The organism is Kutzneria sp. CA-103260 (genome assembly GCF_018263855.1).
In the GTDB taxonomy this organism is placed as follows: domain Bacteria; phylum Actinomycetota; class Actinomycetes; order Mycobacteriales; family Pseudonocardiaceae; genus Kutzneria.
Genome location: NZ_CP073318.1, coordinates 10,711,799 through 10,729,123 on the forward strand (window position 1 = coordinate 10,711,799; position 17,325 = coordinate 10,729,123).

At 70.7% G+C, this 17,325-nt stretch carries 16 protein-coding genes; 6 read left to right on the plus strand and 10 right to left on the minus strand.

Annotated features, from left to right (window positions below):
- The first annotated feature begins 8 nt into the window (after positions 1 to 8).
- Positions 9 to 1,256 (plus strand): lipase/acyltransferase domain-containing protein, encoded by a 1,248-nt coding sequence (locus tag JJ691_RS48115; protein ID WP_211766042.1) that lies wholly within the window; start codon positions 9 to 11, stop codon positions 1,254 to 1,256.
- 129 nt (positions 1,257 to 1,385) lie between these two features.
- Here JJ691_RS48115 and JJ691_RS48120 read toward each other — a convergent pair whose 3' ends face one another.
- Positions 1,386 to 1,994 (minus strand): TetR/AcrR family transcriptional regulator, encoded by a 609-nt coding sequence (locus tag JJ691_RS48120; RefSeq protein WP_442912811.1) that lies wholly within the window; start codon positions 1,992 to 1,994, stop codon positions 1,386 to 1,388.
- Positions 1,995 to 2,098: 104 nt separating this feature from the next.
- On the opposite strand from JJ691_RS48120, the gene JJ691_RS48125 reads away from it, so the two are divergent.
- Together JJ691_RS48125 and JJ691_RS48130 are read left to right on the plus strand one after the other, a co-directional pair.
- On the plus strand, positions 2,099 to 3,223 hold the full coding sequence (locus tag JJ691_RS48125) for an acyl-CoA dehydrogenase family protein (RefSeq protein ID WP_211772200.1): 1,125 nt from the start codon (positions 2,099 to 2,101) through the stop codon (positions 3,221 to 3,223).
- On the plus strand, positions 3,220 to 4,335 hold the full coding sequence (locus JJ691_RS48130) for a CaiB/BaiF CoA transferase family protein (protein WP_211766044.1): 1,116 nt from the start codon (positions 3,220 to 3,222) through the stop codon (positions 4,333 to 4,335). The genes JJ691_RS48125 and JJ691_RS48130 overlap by 4 nt, the downstream gene beginning before the upstream one ends.
- Before the next feature lie 84 nt (positions 4,336 to 4,419).
- Here JJ691_RS48130 and JJ691_RS48135 read toward each other — a convergent pair whose 3' ends face one another.
- Both JJ691_RS48135 and JJ691_RS48140 read right to left on the minus strand, forming a co-directional pair.
- The gene (locus JJ691_RS48135) at positions 4,420 to 5,322 is read right to left on the minus strand and encodes an LLM class flavin-dependent oxidoreductase (protein WP_211766045.1); all 903 of its coding nucleotides are present in this window, start codon (positions 5,320 to 5,322) and stop codon (positions 4,420 to 4,422) included.
- A 3-nt stretch (positions 5,323 to 5,325) separates the two neighbouring features.
- Complete coding sequence (locus JJ691_RS48140) at positions 5,326 to 5,763, minus strand: winged helix-turn-helix transcriptional regulator (RefSeq protein WP_211766046.1); 438 nt, start codon at positions 5,761 to 5,763, stop codon at positions 5,326 to 5,328.
- 245 nt (positions 5,764 to 6,008) lie between these two features.
- Here JJ691_RS48140 and JJ691_RS48145 point away from each other — a divergent pair, with 245 nt between their 5' ends.
- On the plus strand, positions 6,009 to 7,286 hold the full coding sequence (locus JJ691_RS48145) for a GGDEF domain-containing protein (RefSeq protein ID WP_211766047.1): 1,278 nt from the start codon (positions 6,009 to 6,011) through the stop codon (positions 7,284 to 7,286).
- A 439-nt stretch (positions 7,287 to 7,725) separates the two neighbouring features.
- Here JJ691_RS48145 and JJ691_RS48150 read toward each other — a convergent pair whose 3' ends face one another.
- The 5 genes from JJ691_RS48150 to JJ691_RS48170 all read right to left on the minus strand — a co-directional run bounded on the left by JJ691_RS48150 (position 7,726) and on the right by JJ691_RS48170 (position 12,971).
- Entirely contained in the window at positions 7,726 to 10,212 is a 2,487-nt protein-coding gene (locus JJ691_RS48150) for a lantibiotic dehydratase (RefSeq protein WP_211766048.1), read from the minus strand.
- Positions 10,202 to 11,119 carry a thiopeptide-type bacteriocin biosynthesis protein gene (locus JJ691_RS48155; RefSeq protein ID WP_211766049.1) on the minus strand — a complete coding sequence of 306 codons (918 nt, stop codon included), beginning with the start codon at positions 11,117 to 11,119 and terminating at the stop codon, positions 10,202 to 10,204. Before JJ691_RS48155 ends, JJ691_RS48150 begins: the two co-directional genes overlap by 11 nt.
- 167 nt (positions 11,120 to 11,286) lie before the next feature.
- Complete coding sequence (locus JJ691_RS48160; RefSeq protein ID WP_211766050.1) at positions 11,287 to 12,000, minus strand: hypothetical protein; 714 nt, start codon at positions 11,998 to 12,000, stop codon at positions 11,287 to 11,289.
- 27 nt (positions 12,001 to 12,027) lie between these two features.
- Positions 12,028 to 12,492: a DUF3558 family protein gene (locus JJ691_RS48165; protein ID WP_211766051.1), complete on the minus strand. Its 465-nt coding sequence runs from the start codon at positions 12,490 to 12,492 to the stop codon at positions 12,028 to 12,030.
- On the minus strand, positions 12,489 to 12,971 hold the full coding sequence (locus tag JJ691_RS48170; protein WP_211766052.1) for a pyridoxamine 5'-phosphate oxidase family protein: 483 nt from the start codon (positions 12,969 to 12,971) through the stop codon (positions 12,489 to 12,491). Before JJ691_RS48170 ends, JJ691_RS48165 begins: the two co-directional genes overlap by 4 nt.
- Positions 12,972 to 13,099: 128 nt before the next feature.
- On the opposite strand from JJ691_RS48170, the gene JJ691_RS48175 reads away from it, so the two are divergent.
- Positions 13,100 to 14,485: an FAD-binding oxidoreductase gene (locus JJ691_RS48175; RefSeq protein WP_211766053.1), complete on the plus strand. Its 1,386-nt coding sequence runs from the start codon at positions 13,100 to 13,102 to the stop codon at positions 14,483 to 14,485.
- A 34-nt stretch (positions 14,486 to 14,519) separates the two neighbouring features.
- On the plus strand, positions 14,520 to 15,764 hold the full coding sequence (locus JJ691_RS48180) for an SAM-dependent methyltransferase (protein ID WP_211766054.1): 1,245 nt from the start codon (positions 14,520 to 14,522) through the stop codon (positions 15,762 to 15,764).
- Positions 15,765 to 15,831: 67 nt separating this feature from the next.
- Here the strand turns inward: JJ691_RS48180 and JJ691_RS48185 are convergent, their stop codons facing one another.
- Complete coding sequence (locus JJ691_RS48185; protein WP_211766055.1) at positions 15,832 to 16,392, minus strand: dihydrofolate reductase family protein; 561 nt, start codon at positions 16,390 to 16,392, stop codon at positions 15,832 to 15,834.
- Entirely contained in the window at positions 16,380 to 17,303 is a 924-nt protein-coding gene (locus tag JJ691_RS48190; protein WP_211766056.1) for a nitrilase-related carbon-nitrogen hydrolase, read from the minus strand. Before JJ691_RS48190 ends, JJ691_RS48185 begins: the two co-directional genes overlap by 13 nt.
- Positions 17,304 to 17,325 lie beyond the last annotated feature (22 nt).

Genomic DNA, 17,325 nt, shown 5'->3' on the forward strand with positions numbered 1-17,325 from the left:
TGGCCGGCATGAACGCCAGGTTCCTGATCCGCGCGGCGGTGGCCGCCGCCGTCGCGCTCGCCGTGCTGCCCGGCACGGCCGGGGCTTCCTCGCCGAGTCGGACGCCGGTGGTGCTGTTCCCGGCGTTCCACCTCACCAAGCTCCAGGTGACGGTGCGCGGCCAGACGACCGACCCGTACTGCCCGCGCTCGGGCACTTTCCAGGACTGGTACCAGAACACCCAGGCCAGCGCGTTCAGCCAGGTGTGCCAGGACGAGCTGGAAACCCTGCGCTACGACCCGAATCCGGCCAAGCCGATGCCGCTGCGGTTCTCGGAGCAGCCCGGCGTCACGGTCAACGTCATCGACTACGGCAAGACCGACAGCGCCCCGTTCTACGAGACGCTGTACAAGACGCTGGAATCCGCGGGCTACCAGCGTGACAAGGACATCCGGGTGGCCGGCTACGACGCGCGGCTCACGCCCGACCAGGGCGGTTTCCTGGCCCGGGCCAAGCGGTTGGTCGAGCAGACGTACCACGACAACGGCAACACGCCGGTGCAGCTGATCGGGCACTCCAACGGCCCCCTGTACGCGCAGTACCTGCTCACACACACGAGTCCGGCCTGGCGCGACACCTACATTCACGGCTTCACCCCGTTGGCCGGCAACTTCCCCGGCCAGGGGCTGCTGTACTCGGTGCTGTTCACCGGACTGAACGTGCCGGACTTCGGCTATCCCAAGACCGTCGACAACGCCGTGAGCAGCGCTCGGATGTACCTCACCGCGCCGTCGACCTACATGAGCGCGTCCGACCCGGCGGTGTTCGGCGACCGGGAGACCGTCATCAAGGACACCTCGACCGGCCGCGCCTACACCCCTCGGGACTGGCCGCGGCTGCTGAAGGACGCGGGGCTGACCGCCGAGCAGCAGATCGCCCGGTACTACATCGGATTCGTCAAGTTCCGCACGCCCGAGTATTTCCCGAACGTCGACGTGACCGCGGAAAAGGGCTCCGGACTGCCGACCATTGTCGGCGCGACCCTGCCCAACCTCACGATTGGGCAGTTGGTCGAGCAGAGTCAGTTCATCCTGGCCAGCGGAGACAGCAACCAGGAGGACATCACCAACAACGCCAACCGGGTGTGGTCGGCAATGAAGTGCCACAGCTACGTGCTCAACGACAATCCCGGCGTGGACCACTTCTCCCTGCCCAGCAACAACAACGTCCTCACCCGCCTGCTCGCGACGCTGACCGCGCCGCGACACCACTGCTAGGTATGTGGGTCTCCAAGACCTACAAACCCCGCCGCAGAGGGTCGCCGACCGCCACAAACCAGGCCGGGGTTTGTGGCGGTTGAAGACCACCGGACGGGTTGTTTGTAGGTCTTGGAGACACCCAGACTGTTAGGCGCCGTAGGTTTTCACTGCGATCGTCTTCCACTCCTGGAGCAGCTGGTCGCGGCGGGCCGGGTCGCCGCCCAACATGGCGTCCAGGGCCAGGCCCCGGATCAGGTTCACGGTCAGCCACAGTGGCAGGTCGGGCTGGTCCGGGGGCACCTGGTCGCCCAGCATCTCGTGGAACAGCTCCCCGGTGCGGCGGGCCAGCGCCTTGTCGATCGGGTGCATCGCCGCCCGCAGCTCCGGATCGGTGCGGGCGGCCACCCACAGCTCCATCACGGCCGTGGACAGCGAGCCCGAGTAGCCCTGCCACAGTAGGTCGATGCCCATCGCGACCCGGTCCGGGCCGGGCAGCGAGGCCGCCGGGTACTCGCTCATGCTGGCCACCAGCTTGGTCACCAGGTGGTCGATGGCGTGCGCCATCAGGTCCGCCTTGGTGGCGAAGTGGTGCTGCTGGGCGCCCCGGGACACGCCGGCCCGGCGGCAGATCTCGTTGGTCGAGGTGCGCGCGTAGCCGAGCTCGACCAGGCAGTCGACGGTCGCGTCCAGCAGCAGCTCACGGGTGCGTTCGGTGCGCTCCTGCTGGGTCAGTCTCGGCCTGGTCACCGGACCGATGCTAGCGAGGTCTTCACAAACAATCCAGGCTGCCGGTAAGTTTACCGGCAGACCTGATTGTTTCTTTGGGAGGTCAACCCGTGGCCCAGCACCGCTCGTCCTGGATGACCGAAGACCTCGACCAGCTGCGCCGGCTGGCCAGGGACGTGTTCGCCAAGGAGTTGACCCCGCACCAGGAGCGCTTCGCCGAGCAGCACTCGGTGGACCGCGACCTGTGGCGGCGGTTCGGCGAGCTCGGCCTGGTGTGCATCAGCATCCCCGAGGAGTACGGCGGCGGAGGCGGCACCTTCGCGCACGAGGCCGTGCTGATCGAGGAGCAGGCCCGGGCCCTGGACAGCTCGTGGGGCAACACCGTGCACAGCGGCATCGTGGCCCACTATCTGCTGAACTACGGCAGCGAGGAGCAGAAGCGCCGCTGGCTGCCCAAGCTGGCCAGCGGCGAGCTGGTCGGGGCGGTCGCGATGAGCGAGCCCGGCGCCGGCTCCGACCTCCAGTCGGTGCGGACCCGGGCGGTGCGCAGCGGCGACGAGTACGTGATCAACGGGGCCAAGACGTTCATCACCAACGGCGCCCAGGCCGAGCTGATCATCGTGGTCGCCAAGACCGACGCCGACCAGGGCGCGCACGGCATCTCCCTGATCGTGGTCGAGACCCAGCAGGTCGAGGGCTTCCGCCGCGGCCGGGTGCTGGACAAGCTGGGCCTGGAGGGGCAGGACACCTCCGAGCTGTTCTTCGACGACGTGCGGGTGCCCGTCGGCAACCTGCTCGGCGAGCAGGAGGGCCAGGGCTTCGTCCAGCTCATGCAGCAGCTGCCTCAGGAACGCCTGATCATCGCCGTGGCCGCCATCGCCGGCATGGAGACGGCGCTGCAGCTGACCCTGGACTACGTCAAGCAGCGGCAGGCCTTCGGCCGGGAGCTGATCAAGTTCCAGAACACGAAGTTCGAGCTGGCCGAGTGCGCCACCGAGGTCGCGGTCACCCGGGCCTTCATCGACCAGTGCGTGCAGCGGCACCTCGTCGGCCAGTTGGACGTGCCGACCGCCGCCATGGCCAAGATGTGGGCCACCGAGCGGCTGTGCCGGGTCGCCGACCGCTGCCTGCAGCTGTTCGGCGGCTACGGCTACATGAAGGAGTACCCGATCGCCCGGATCTGGGCCGACGCCCGGGTGCAGAAGATCTACGGCGGCACCAACGAGATCATGAAGGAAATCATCGGGCGGTCGCTGTGAGCGGTCCGCTGTCTGGTCTCCGGGTCATCGAGCTCGCCGGCCTGGCGCCGGGGCCGTTCGGTTGCATGGTGCTGGCCGACATGGGCGCGGAGGTGATCCGCATCGACCGTCCCGGCGCGCCGCCGACCATGCCCAACGATCCGTTGACCCGCGGCCGTCGCTCCGTGTCGCTGGACCTGAAGAAGCCGGCCGCGATCGACGTCGTGCTGCGGCTGGTCGAGCGCAGCGACGTGCTGGTCGAGGGATTTCGGCCCGGTGTCACGGAACGGCTCGGCATCGGGCCGGCCGAGTGCCAGGCCCGCAACCCGCGGCTGGTCTACGCCCGGATGACCGGGTGGGGCCAGCACGGTCCGCTGGCCGAGGCCGCCGGGCACGACATCGACTACATCGCCCTCGCCGGTGCGCTGGAACCCATTGGCCAGCAAGGGGGGCGGCCGGTGCCGCCGCTCAACCTGGTCGGCGACTTCGCCGGCGGCGGGCTTCTGATGGCCACCGGAATCCTGGCCGCCCTGTACGAACGCGAGCGCTCCGGCCTCGGCCAGGTGATCGACGCCGCCATGGTCGACGGGGCCGCCCTCGTCTCCACCTTCCTCTACGGCCTCAAGGCCGCCGGCGCGCTTTCCGCGCCACGCGGCGGAAATCTCCTCGACGGCGGCGCGCCGTACTACGACACCTACGTCACCGCCGACGACAAGTTCGTGGCCGTCGGCGCGCTGGAGGAGAAGTTCTACGCCGAACTGGTGGTGTTGTTGGAGCTCGATCCGGCTCAGTTGCCGGCCAACCGTCACGATCCCGCCCACTGGCCCGCTCTCCGGGAGCAGATCGCCGCCGCCGTCCGCCGCCGCACCCGGGACGAATGGGCCGCCCTGGCCATCGGCAGCGACGCCTGCCTGGCTCCGGTGCTCGCCCCTGACGAGGCCGCCCACCACCCGCACAACAAGGCCCGCGAGAACTTCGTCGAACTGGCCGGCGTCGTGCAACCCGCCCCCGCGCCACGCTTCGACCGCACCCCGTCGGATGTCCCTGGCCCACCAGCGTTTTCGGGGGAGCACACCGCAGAAGTCCTGGCAGAACTGGGCTTGACGGCCGTGGAGATAAAGGAGCTCGGCTGACGCCCCCTCTCCTGCCACATGTGGCCCACATTCGACTCCTGAAGTCGAATGTGGGCCACATGTGGCGAAAGGTGGCGGCTTGGCTCAGCTGAGTTGCGGGATGACCTCGGCGGCCAGGCGCTCCATCTGCTCGTGCTCGTCGAACATCGGGTTGAGCAGGATCCACTCCGCGCCGGCGTCCCGGACCTCGCGCAGGCCGCGGACCACGTCGTCGGGCGTGCCGTAGACCGCGACCTCGGTCAGATCGCCGAGGTCGAAGTGGGCGTACAGCTGGCCGAGCGCTTCGCCGATGCGGGCCTTGGCCCGGTCGGCGTTGTCGTCGACGGCCAGGTAGACCCGCTTGGCGATCTTGAAGTCGGGGCGGCCGAGCTCGGCCATCGCCGCTCGGGCGATCGCCACCTGGTCGACGAACCGGGCGGTGGTCGACGAGCCGGCCCCGATGAAGCCGTCACCGAGCCGCACGGCCCGGCGCACCGCCTTGGGGTGGTTGGCCCCGAACCACACCGGCGGGTGCGGCCGCTGTACCGGCTTCGGCTCCATGCCAGCGTTTTCGAGCTGCCAGAACTGGCCGTCGAAGGTGACCGCGGGCTCGGTCCACAGCCGCTTCATCAGGTCGAGGCCCTCGGTGAACCGGGTGACCAGGTGCTCCGGGCCGGAGTCGAACGCGGCGAACGGCCGGAACTTGCCGCCGGTGCCCACGCCCACGTCGATCCGCCCACCGCTGAGCTGGTCCAGCGAGGTGATGCTCTTGGCCAGGTGCACCGGGTTGCGCAGCGGCGTCACGAAGACCGCGCAGCCCAGCCGGATCCGCTCCGTGCAGGCCGCCGCGTAGGCCATCAGCTCGAGCGGGCTGATCACCGGCTTGGTGCCGAGGATCTGCTCCTGCGTCCACGCCCCGATGAACCCCAGCTCCTCGGCCCGGACCAGGAACCGGCGCACCTCGCGGGGGTCGACGGCGAACTGCGGGGTGGCGATGGCGAAGCGCATGGATCACCTCTCGACGGGCTGGCCGCCGAGCCGCACCGCCCGGCTGTCCCCCAGTTCTACCGGCTCGTTGCAGTGCTCGCACACGACCTTGGGGCGCAGCACCTCGCCGCAGCTGTGCTCCAGGACCGTGGGCGGCGGGCCCTGCGTGACGTGCCGGTCGCCCCAGTCCATCAGCGTCAGCAGCACCGTGTGCAGGCTCTGGCCCGTCTCCGTCAGGTGGTACTCGTAGCGCGGCGGGTGCAGCTCGTACTGCCGGCGCTCCAGCAGCCCGACCTCCACGAGCTTGCGCAGCCGGGTGGCCAGGATGTCCCGGCTCGCCCCGGTCTGCTGCACGATCTGGTCGAACCGCCGGTTCCCCAGCAGCACCTCCCGCAGTGCCAGCAGCGTCCAGCGCTCGCCGATCACCTCAAGGGCGTTGGCGATCGAGCAGGTACGGGCCATGCCCCGAGAATACCCCTGAGTCGAGTTTTCCAACTCACGGTCTGGTGTCAGGAAAGCCCCCTTCCTGACGTTGAACGTCAGGAAACGCGCTTTGATCTTGTAATGCAGATGGGTGAAGCGGCTGCGCGAAGGTGCCCTGGTTCACCGGGCGTCCGGTCACCGTTGTCGATATCTGGGGTCCCGCCAGCCTTGCGCCGCTAGCGTCGGGGGTGCGGGCCGGACCACGACTGGGGGCGGTGTGCGGGATGGGCGACGGCTGGTGGCGGGTGCGTTCCTGGCCGCTGTGGCAGCTGCCGGCGCCGGCGGTGGCCTACGTGCTGACGGTGGAGGCGGCGGCGGTCGCGGCGGCGCTGGCGGTGATGTCGGCGGCCCGGGTGACCAAGGCGGACCTGCTGGCGTTCGGGGTGTTGGCGGCGTGCGCGGTGGTGCATCTCCAGGCGTCGCGAAGGATCGAGCGCGTCCGCCGGGTGACAACGGGCGGCCCACAGGTTGACCTGACGTCGATCTGGTTGGTGGCGGCGGTGTGCTGCCTGCCGCCGTTGTTGGTGCTGGGCATGGTGGTGCTGACCCGGGGCCAGCGCTGGCTGGCCTTCGACCGGGCGGCGCACCGCAACTGGTTCTCGGCGGCGTCGATCACGCTGGCGGCGTGCGCGGCGAGCGGGGTGCTGCTGGTGTTGGGGCACCGGCCGCCGCCGTTGACGGACGTGCCGGGCTCGCTGACCGAGTTGGCGGTGCTGGCGGCGGCGAGCATCGTCTACTGGGTGTCGCAGGTGGTGCTGATCGGCGGCGCGATCGGGCTGACCACCTCCCGGCCCCGGTTGGTGGACCTGGTCGGCGATCTTGAGCTGAACGCCATCGACGTGGCCACGGTGTGCCTGGGCGTGCTGGTCTCCATCGCCCTCACGCACGCGCCGCTGGTGATCCTGTTCGGCGTGCCGGTGGCGGTGGTGCTGCACCGGGCGATCCTGGTCCGCCAGTTCGAGAACGACGCCCGCCAGGACGCGAAGACGGGCCTGGCCAACACCGTGCACTGGCGCCAGGCGGCCCGCAAGGAGCTGGCGGTGGCCGGCCGCCGCGAGGAGGGCGTCGGGCTGCTGATCATCGACCTGGACCACTTCAAGAACCTCAACGACCGCTACGGCCATCTCGCCGGCGACGACGTGCTGCGGGCCGTCGCCGACGCGCTGCGGGCCGAGGTGCCGGACTTCGACTTCGTGGCCCGGTTCGGCGGCGAGGAGTTCAGCATCCTGGTGCCGGGCGTGCACAGCCAGACCTCGTTGCTGCACACCGGTGATCGCATCCGCCGCACGGTCGAGCGGCTGTCCGTGCCCGTGACCGGCGACGAGGGCGACACGGCGGTGGTGCGCGTGACCGCGTCGGTCGGGGCGGCGCTGTTCCCCGATCACGGCCACAACCTGGACGATCTGTTACGCATCGCCGACACCGCCCTGTACGCGGCCAAACGCGGCGGGCGGAACCGGACCTGCCTGGCCGCCGGGCAACTCGGGGCCCGGCCGGCCTGACGCCGAAAGTCCGTACCAGCGCGGTCGCGTGCCGCCGCGAATTCGGCGGAAGTCCGTACCGCACCGAAACAAGCTCACCGGGAGTGGACACCGCCCCGGGGTCCGTACCGTCCGCTGTCCTACCCCGGACAGGGCGAGACCCCCGTCCCAGAGGGGGGAGGTGGACGGGGGTCTCGCGAAACCCGCTACCGGGGGGAGGAGTAGCGGGGGGTTCTTGGGTTGTGCGGTGCGATGTTCCGGCTCCAAGGTTAGGGCATGATCGTTGTTACTAGAACCGCACCGTTTACGACTCTACGTTACTTTGTCGCCGGCTGAAACCCCAACCGCCGAAAGTGTTGTGAGTTGTTGCCCGTCTCTACGTTCTGACCAGGCGATTCCGTTCGGAGGTGAGTCAGGTTTCGCTCGGATGGCTGTTGAAAGTGAACGACCGTCGGCGCTGTCACACCGGCACCGCGCTGTCCACGTTGTCACGCTGTCGGGGGAGTGCCCGTTCTTGCTCGGCGGTCACGACCCCGTTCCACGCCAGCATGGCGCGTGCCGCGAGCCGCGCGGGCGTGGCCTCCACCGGCAGCCGGGCCAGCAGCTGACCGGCGACGGGGTGCCCGTCGGCGTCGCGGAGCGGCAGATGGTGCGGGTCCGGCAGCATTTCCTCGAACACCAGCCCGGATTCCGGGTCGTCAGCCAGAAGTTTGTCCAGTGCCCGCACGGCCGACAGGCAGTCCAGGTCCACCGGTCGCGGCTGGTGGCCGCCCTGCGAGCGGGCGAACACCCAGCGCGGGATGCCGGTGCCGATGCGCAGCGCGGCGACGGCCCGGATCCGTTCGCCCGAGGGCAAGTCCGTCGCCGGCAGCTGGTCACGGGCGATGCGCCACTGGGCGCCGGACAGCACCAGCCCACCGGCGAGAACCAGGCGTGGCAATCGATTGCGATCGGGCAGCGCGGCCAGCGGGTTGCCCAGCGCCACCGGCCCGGCCAGGCGGCGCACCGGGGAGGCGGCGGTCAGCAGGGTCACGAGTAAGCCCCACGGGGCGAGCGGTGCTCGGGCCGAGTGGTACATCGGCCACAGGGCAAGGCCGTCCGGCCCGTCGGTGTCCTCGGCGACGATCCGGTCGCCGACGCGGCGCACGGTGATCCGGTCCAGCGGCAGGTGACGGCCGCCGGCCGGCTGGTAGCCGGACGAGTCGGCGTCGCCGGTCCACATCGGACAGTAGCGGGGCCGGCGCACCGCGCCCGCCGCCTGCGGGTCCTGCGGCGGCACCAGGATCTCCACCGTCTCGGCCCCGCAGCGCCGGCCGAGCTCGTCCAGAAACGTCCGATAGGCGGTCACATGGGGGAGTTCGCCATGGAGATGTCGAAGCGCTTCGACGAACCGGGCGTCCACCACGCCGGCCGGCGCGGCGCCCTCCAGCACCGCACCGTGACCGCCGCCGACGCCGATCGGCCGCACCAGACAGTCCACCGGCCAGGCCGAATTGGCCACCGGCGGCGCGCCGATCGCGTCAAGCAGTTGCGGCGTCAACGTGACCTGGTCCGCGTCGGTGTCCAGCAGCGCGAGCAGCCGGCCGTACGGAGTGTCCACATCGGACGGTGGCGTCGGCCAGCCCGGTCGCTGTGTCGGCACGCCGCTGTCCCACACGTGCAGCGCCGGGTCGAAGGAGTCCTCGCGCTTGCCCAGGAACTCGGCCAGCACGTCGGTGACCGGCCGCGGCTGCGGGCCGACCAGCGCCAGAATCGGGTGCTCGGGCGCGGGTCCGGCCGCGCCGGCCAGCACCGCGCCGACCCGACCGGCCTGGGCCAGCAGGTTTTCCAGCCGGGTGGCGGCTTCGGTCGGCATCGTGCCACCGGCTTTGCGGTACACGTCGACGAAGCCGGGCTTGGGTGGCGCGGCCGCGGTCGGCCCCCAACCGGTCAGCTCACTGCTCGGCGGCGCGGACACGACCAGCACGCCGAGTCCGGCCAGGTGCCGCAGGTAGCCGCGCAACACGTCCGGTGCGTCCGGGGCCAGCCGCATCACCAGTTCGTCGGCCTCCAACGCGCCGACCGACAACGTGCGCCGGATGGCGTCCAACGCCGGCGTGCGGCGGACCTTCACCCGCCGCATGGCCCCGGCGTCCACGGCATCCACCACCCAGCAGCACAGGTGGTCGCCCTCGACCCAGTTCAGCCCGGTCAGGGTCACGGTCGAGCCGATCAGGTCGGGCAGCGCGCGATCGCCGCGCACGGCCGTGACCCGGTTGGCCGCGGACTCGCCCACCGCCGTCCAGGCACCGGCCCGCCGGCCGACGCCGAGCAGCGCCACGTGCCCGAGCCAGTCCCGGGGCGTCGGCTTGGCCGCGCCGCGGGCCAGCACCCGCAGCAGGTAGTCGGACCGGTGCCGCAAGCGTTTGCTGTCCCACGTCTCGCCGAACGACAGGCGGCGCTTGATGTCGTCCACCATGCCCGGCGCGGCCTCGGTGACGGCCCGCATCGCGAAGTCCGAGGAGTTCACCAGCCGCCACGGCAGATCGGACAGACGCTCACGTTCGGCCGCCAGCGCCTGCTCCGCCTCCACCTGGCGGGCCACCATGGCCGTCGACCAGTCGCCGGCGTGCGTGAGGTCGTCGGCCAGCTCCGCGTTCAGGCCGGCGACCGCCCCGGCCACCCGGTAGCAGTCCTGCTCCGGCACCGGCTCGCCGCGGTGCAGCAGTCGGCGCAGGGCCAGCAGCTCCGCGCGCTCCTCGGGTTCGAGGTACGGGTGCGGCACCAGCTCCGCGCCCAGCCGGCCGGCCAGCGTGTCGGCGAAACGGGCGTACGAGGACTGCTCACACGTGCGTTCCCGCAGCAGGGTGAACAGCTCGGGGTTGCCGGCCGCGGTCCACAGCCGGGCCGGCAGGCCGGCGACCCGCAGCAGGCCGCCGGCGCCGATCGTCAAGGCCTCATCCGGCACGGCGACCGACCAGGGTGTCCAGGATCCGCGCCTGCTGCGCCGACCCGAGCAGCGCTCGGTTCCAGTGCTGGACCACGTGGTACGCGGCCGCCTCGCGGGGCCCGACCCGGGCCTGGTCGGTGGTGAAGTACTCGGCGCGCCACCGCTCCAGCACTGGCGTGACCCGCGCCCGGTGCAGCGCCAGCAGCTCCCGCGTCGGCTCCGGCAGCCGGGCCAGCAGCTCCTCGTCGCCGGCCCACCAGCCGGCCAGCTCGTCCGAGGCCGGTCCCGGCTCGCCGCCGGCGATGTCCCGCACCCGGGCCCACACGTCGCGGTCCTCCCAGTCCGAGACCTGGAGCCCGTCGAAGACATCGCGCAGCATGCGCAGCGAGACGATCCAGGCCGGCGTCTGATCACGGATATCGCTGTGGTGGCGCAGCCAGATCACCGAGTCGACGGTGAACAGCTCGTAGGCGTGGCGCATCGAGTCCGGGCCGCCGAACAGGTGCGCCTCCGGCTCGTACACGCCGGGCACCGCCTCGGCCACCAGCCCGCGCCGCCGCCAGCGCGCGGCCAGCCGGCGCACCTCGGCCCGCACCTGGGTGGCCCGGCCCGGCGCGGCGGCGAACCGCACCCGCATGCCCGGCGTCCCGTGCGTGAACAGGAAGTCGGTGATCTCGCCGTCGGCGAGCAGCTGCTCCACGGCGTCCCGCAGCGCGGGATACAGGCCGGCGGCGATGCCGGCCAGGCCCACCTGGGTCCAGCGCGGCGCGCCGGCGGTGCGCAGCGCGTCCAGCCCGCCGGCCAGGAAGGTCAGCCGGGCCGCGACCAGCTCCTCGTCCCCGGCGGGATCGAGGCAGTCGGCGACGAACTCGGCCAGCGGCACGCGCCGGCCGGCCACCGATACCATGGGTTCGATCGACCCCACCCGCACATCACCTTTCTCGTCACCCCGTGATGACGGTAAGTGATGTGCGCTGGAAGGGGTCGTTCCGTCAGTCGAAAGAGTTGCCGGGGACCCACTCGCAGGGTGACCCGTGATCGGTCGTGCTTCGGTTCTCGCAGTGCTGTTTGCTCCCGGGTTGCCGCTCCGGGCTACTGCTCCGGCTCCCGTCGACGCCGCCGCTGGTCCCGCAGCCTCGCGGCCTGCTCGACGGTCACCCCGTTGGCCCGGTGCCCGGCGGCCTCGTCCGGCCCCAGCCCCGCGCCCAGCCAGTCGGCGACCTCCTCGAACGGGATGCCGACCCGCCACCACTCCCGCAGCTCGGTCACCGGCCGGCGGCCGGCCCGGGCCAGCTCGCCGCCCTCGGCCGCGCTCAGCCCCAGCTCCCGCCAGCCCATCGCGTCGGCCGCGTCCACCCCCTGCCGGGCCCATTCCAGCGCCTGCTCGTCCAGCCACTGCCGCAGCAGGTACGAACTGAGCACCGGCCCGGCCACGCCGGCCTCGCGGAACCGCCGCACCACCTCGAGGTCGGCCGGGTTGTCGGTGCCGTGGGTGCGCTGCGACCACGCCTGCTCCGGGCTGACGCCGCGGGCCCTGAACTCGGCGGCGGCCCGCAGGCCAACCCCGAACTCGTGCCAGCGCACCGCGTCGGCCGGGCTGATGCCGACGTCCCGCCAGCCCGCGACCGTGCCCGGCGTGACGCCGGCGATGGCCCACTGCGCCGCGGTCAAACCCGTGGTCACCCCGGCCGAGATCCAGGCCCGCGCGGTCGCGACCGTGAACCCCCAGCGGCGCCAGACGGCCGCCTCCCCCCGGGCGAATCCCGCGTTCACCCAGGCGTTGAGGTCTTCCGGTCGAGGCTCCACAGCGGTCCCATCATCCCCCACACGCGGTCACGGGCTCAGCCGTTTGATCGAGGCGATGGCCGTTGTCGCAACACTTTCAGCCAAATGGCAGTCGTTCTCACCGCGTGCGTTGGCCATGATCTGCTGACTCGGCGCGACAACCACCCGAACGGTGCAGTAGACCCCGGTGTGTTGCTCCTGCGCCGGATAGCCGGCGATCTTCATCCCGGTGCTCTTGGGCGCGGCCTGACCGGTCTGCAACGCGAAGACGATGTCCGGCACGGACCGGTCCTTCGGTGTCAGCACGCAGCCGGCGTTGGTCGACTGGTCGCTGGTCGCCTGGGCGACGCCGAGGTCGGCCAGCTGGTCGGCGTCGAACAGCGAGCAGGCTTTGTCCAGGTAGGGCGTCAGATTCAGGTCGTCCAGCCGGACCGGCGCCGGGTTCGGGTCCGGCGTGGACGAACAGCCGGCCAGCGCGAGGGCGGCCAGCCCGAACACCAGCAGCCTGCTCACTCCCGCCACACCGCCGCCTTCTTGCCGGTCGCCAGTTGCTCGCCGGTCAGCACGCGCACTCGCCACGGATCCAGACGTAGCACGGAGAAGGCCGGCGACGAAGGGCCATCCCAGCCCGGAACGCCGATGCCGGCCGGGTCGTAGCCGAGCGGCTCGGGAGCGTCGGCGAACAGCCGCCACACCCGCTCCTTGACCGCCGGGTCCTGCTCCCAGCTCGCCCGGCATTCGGCCAGACAGGTGTCGTGGGACTGCGCCCAGTAGTTGCAGGCCGTGAACGCGCTGTGCTCCAGGTGAGCCTTCTTCGGGCCGGTTCGCATGGTGGCGATCCAGCCGGTCAGGCGGGTGCCGTCCCACTCCCAGAACGGGTGCAGCACCCGTGAGCGGGGCCGGTTGTCGCCGTCCACCGTAGACACGGTGCACCACACGATCCGGTGAGCCATATCCACGAATGTCGGGGCGATCTCACTGAGCGCGATCATGCGGTCGAGTATCGCAGCTCACTTCGCGGTCCGTGCCCAGCCGATCGGCCGCCCGTGTGTCGAGGATGACAACGGATCGGGTTATTCCGACGTGACGTGAAGCACCCGGCCCAATAGAGTCGGTTGCCGTGGGCAACCAAGCAGGTGGGACGGCCGTTTCCAGTGAGCACGACGCCGAGGTGGCGGCGCTGAGGGCGCAGTACGCCGCCCTACCCCCCGGCACCCCGGTCCGGCTGGCCAAGCCGACCTCCAACCTGTTCCGGTTCCGCGACGCCAACGCGCATCCCGGCCTGGACGTGAGCCGGTTCAACCGGGTGCTCAGCGTGGACCCGGCCACCCGCACCGCGCAGGTCGGCGGCATGACCACCTACGAGGACCTGGCCGACGCGACCCTGCGGCACGGCCTGATGCCGCACGTGGTGCCCCAGCTCAAGACCATCACGCTCGGCGGCGCGGTGTCCGGCCTCGGCATCGAGTCCTCCTCGTTCCGCAACGGCCTGCCGCACGAGTCGGTGCGCGAGATGGAGATCCTCACCGGCGACGGCCAGGTGGTCACCGCCCGGGCCGACAACGAGCACGCGGCCCTGTTCGCCGGCTTCCCCAACTCCTACGGCACGCTCGGCTACTCGCTGCGCCTGGAGATCGACCTGCAGCCGGTCAAGCCGTTCGTGAAGCTGCGGCACGTGCGCTTCGGGACCTCCCACGACTGCGCCGCCGCCATCGCCCAGATCTGCACCGACCGGTCGTACCGGGACGAGCCTGTCGACTTCATCGACGGCACGGTGTTCAGTCGCGGCGCGATGTTCCTGACCCTGGGCCAGTTCGTCGACTCGGCCCCGCACACCAGCGACTACACCGGCCAGCAGATCTACTACAAGTCCATCCCGTTCAAGCAGGTCGACTACCTGACCGTGCGGGACTACCTGTGGCGCTGGGACACCGACTGGTTCTGGTGCTCGGCGGCGCTGGGCGTGCAGGACCCGTGGGTGCGCCGGCTGGTGCCGCGCAAGTACCTGCGCTCCGACGTCTACCGCAAGATCGTCGCACTCGACCGCCGCTACGGCCTGAGCCGCCGGGTCGAGACGCTGCTGACCGGTTATCCGAGCGAGCCGGTGATCCAGGACATCGAGGTGCCGGTGGACCGGCTGCCCGAGTTCCTGGACTTCTTCGACAAGGAGATCGGCATCAGCCCGGTGTGGCTGTGCCCGCTCCAGGTCACCGACGACCGGCCGTGGCCGCTGTACCCGCTGGACCCCAAGACGCTCTACGTCAACGTCGGCTTCTGGGCGGGCGTGCGGCTCGGGTTCGGCGAGGAGGAGGGCGTCTACAACCGCCGCATCGAGCGGGTGGTCGCCGAGCTGGGCGGGCACAAGTCGCTGTACTCCACCTCGTTCTACTCGCCGGAGGAGTTCTGGCGGTTCTACAACGGGGACTCGTACCAGCGGCTCAAGCGGGACTACGACCCCGCCGGCCGCCTGCCCGACCTGTACGACAAGTGTGTCCGAGGGCGCTAGCACCCGCGGGGGTAACGAAGAGAGGGGGCCGCGAATGCGGCTAGCGGAGCTGTTCAGCCGGACGCTCAAGGCGGACGACCGAATCGAGTTCGTCGCCTACGACGGCAGCCGGAGCGGTCCGGCCGACGCCGAGGTCCGCATCGAGATCCGATCCCCGTTCGCGCTGTCCTACCTGGCGTCGGCGCCCGGTGAGCTCGGGCTGGCCCGGGCCTATGTGACCGGGCACCTGGAGGTGGTCGGCGACCTGCACCGCACCTTCCACCTGCTCGGCGACATCGAGTTGGGCCACTTGGACAACCCGACCAAGCTGGAGCTGCTCGGGCTGCTGGCCAAGCACCGGTTCTGGTGGCCGGTCAGCCCGCCGCCGCAGGAGGCCCGGCCCAAGGGCTGGCGGCACTCCAAGAGCCGGGACGCGCAGGCCATCTCGCACCACTACGACGTGTCCAACCGGTTCTACGAGTGGGTGCTCGGGCCGTCCATGGCCTACACCTGCGCGGTGTACCCGACCGCCGACGCGTCGCTGGAGACCGCCCAGTTCACCAAGCACGACCTGGTCGCCCGCAAGCTCGGGCTGACCGAGGGCATGCGGCTGCTCGACGTCGGCTGCGGCTGGGGCGGCATGGTCATGCACGCCGCCGAGCACTACGGCGTCAAGGCGCTGGGCGTCACCCTGTCCCGCTCGCAGGCCGAGTGGGCGCAGAAGGCCATCGTCGAGCGGGGCCTGCAGGACCTGGCCGAGGTCCGGTTCATGGACTACCGCGACGTGCCCGAGAGCGGGTTCGACGCGGTCAGCTCCATCGGCCTGACCGAGCACATCGGCGGGGCCAACCTGCCGTCGTACTTCTCGTCGCTGTACTCGAAGCTGCGCGACGGCGGCCGGCTGCTCAACCACTGCATCACCCGGCCCAGCGACAAGTTCCCGTTCAAGGCCGGCGGTTTCATCACCCGCTACATCTTCCCCGACGGGGAGCTGGAGGGGCCGGGCTACCTGATGTCCCGGATGAACGACGCCGGCTTCGAGATCCGGCACTCCGAGAACATCCGGGAGCACTACGCCAAGACCCTCGGCGGCTGGTGCGCCAACCTGGACGAGCACTGGGACGAGGCCGTCGAGGAGGTGGGTCTGCCCAAGGCCCGCATCTGGCGCCTCTACCTGGCCGCCTGCCAGTGGGGCTTCGACGTCAACAACATCCAGCTGCACCAGATCCTCGGTGTGAAGCTGGACGGCACCACCTCGCACATGCCCCTGCGCCCCTCCTTCGAGCCGCCGCAGGCCTAGCCCCCTTTTCGCCACATGTGCTCCACAGTCGCGTTCTGAAGTCGAATGTGGAGCACATGTGGCGTTTTCAGCGGGTGGTGGCGTACCGGAGGAAGACGACGCCATCGGTGAACCGGCGCTCGTCGACCAGTTCGAGGTCCAGCCGGACGCCGTCGGGGAAGAACCGCTTGCCGCCGCCGACCACGACCGGCGAGACGAGCAGGTGGCACTCGTCCACGAGGCCGGCGCTGAGCGCCCGCGCGGCGAGCGCCGGGCCGGCGACGGCGATGTCACGGTCCGACTCGGCCTTGAGCCGTCGGACGGCGTCGGGGTGGAACTCCCGCTCGATCCGGGTCCGGGCACTGCTCGGCTCGGACAGCGTCGTGGAGTACACGATCTTGTCAGCGCCCTGCCAGTGCCGGGCCCAGTCGAGCGCGAAGCGCGGCTGGTCGGGCTCCATGGGCACGGTCTCCCAGAAGACCATCGTCTCGTACATGCGCCGCCCGTAGAGGTACGTGCCGATCGGCGTGGCCAGCTCGTTGACGAACGAGTGCACCTCCTCGGACGGCGCGCTCCAGCCGAACCGGCCGTCCGCGTCCTCGACGTAGCCGTCGAGCGACATCAGCATCGAGTAGATCAGCTTTGCCATGACGACCGCACCGCGCTCACCGCGTTCCGGGACGACTCGTCCACTTGCAGGGTGAAGACGTCCGCGCGGGCGTAGTGGCCGACCACGTCGAAGTCGAAGCGGGCGCGGGCCAGGTCGTCCAGGTCCAGCTGGGCGGCGAGGATGCCCTCGCTGTCGCGCAGCGGGCCGGCCAGCACCTCGCCCAGCGGGGACACGATCACCGAGCCGCCGCCGATCAGCACCGGGTCCATGGTGTCGAAGCGCAGGTCCGGCGGCAGGTCGTCGCGGCGCAGGAACTGGTTGGCGCTCAACACGAAACACCGCCCCTCCAGCGCGATGTGCCGCATGCTGGCCTGCCACTGGTCGCGATCGTCCACGGTGGGCGCGCACCACAGGTCGACGCCCTTGGCGTACATGGTGGTCCGGAACAGCGGCATGTAGTTCTCCCAGCAGATCGCCGCGCCGATCCGGGCCGTGCCGGTGTCGATCACCGGCAGCGTGGAGCCGTCGCCCTGGCCCCACAGATAGCGTTCCGCGGCCGTCGGCATCAGCTTGCGGTGCAGGCCGAGATAGCCGGTGGGACCGAAGAACAGCGCCACGCAGTACAGGGTTCCGCCCTGGCGCTCGACCGCGCCGACCACGGCGTGACAGCCCAGTTCCCGGGTGAGGGAGGCGAGGGATTCCACCTCCGGCCCCGGCACGTCGATCGCCGCCGCGTGGTAACGGCGGAACAGCTCGCGGCCGGCGTTGGTGCGGCGGCCGACCGTGATGTCGAAGTCCAGGGCCTTCGGGTAGCCGCCGAGGAACGCCTCCGGCAGCACCACCACGTTCGCGTTGGCCTGGCGGATCAGGTCCTTGGCCCGGGATAACGCCGCCGGCGTGTCGAACAGCGGGGCCGAGGCCTGGACGACGGCCGCTTTCACGGTAGGCATGCCCGCGACGCTAGTACGATCA

Excerpts from the sequence above, each read along its gene's own strand:
- JJ691_RS48115 (WP_211766042.1), top strand. The coding sequence starts at position 9 with ATGAACGCCAGGTTCCTGATCCGCGCGGCGGTGGCCGCCGCCGTCGCG.
- JJ691_RS48125 (WP_211772200.1), top strand. The coding sequence starts at position 2,099 with ATGACCGAAGACCTCGACCAGCTGCGCCGGCTGGCCAGGGACGTGTTC.
- JJ691_RS48135 (WP_211766045.1), bottom strand. The coding sequence starts at position 5,322 with ATGCGCTTCGCCATCGCCACCCCGCAGTTCGCCGTCGACCCCCGCGAG.
- JJ691_RS48140 (WP_211766046.1), bottom strand. The coding sequence starts at position 5,763 with ATGGCCCGTACCTGCTCGATCGCCAACGCCCTTGAGGTGATCGGCGAG.
- JJ691_RS48145 (WP_211766047.1), top strand. The coding sequence starts at position 6,009 with ATGGGCGACGGCTGGTGGCGGGTGCGTTCCTGGCCGCTGTGGCAGCTG.
- JJ691_RS48170 (WP_211766052.1), bottom strand. The coding sequence starts at position 12,971 with ATGATCGCGCTCAGTGAGATCGCCCCGACATTCGTGGATATGGCTCAC.
- JJ691_RS48180 (WP_211766054.1), top strand. The coding sequence starts at position 14,520 with ATGCGGCTAGCGGAGCTGTTCAGCCGGACGCTCAAGGCGGACGACCGA.
- JJ691_RS48185 (WP_211766055.1), bottom strand. The coding sequence starts at position 16,392 with ATGGCAAAGCTGATCTACTCGATGCTGATGTCGCTCGACGGCTACGTC.
- JJ691_RS48190 (WP_211766056.1), bottom strand. The coding sequence starts at position 17,303 with ATGCCTACCGTGAAAGCGGCCGTCGTCCAGGCCTCGGCCCCGCTGTTC.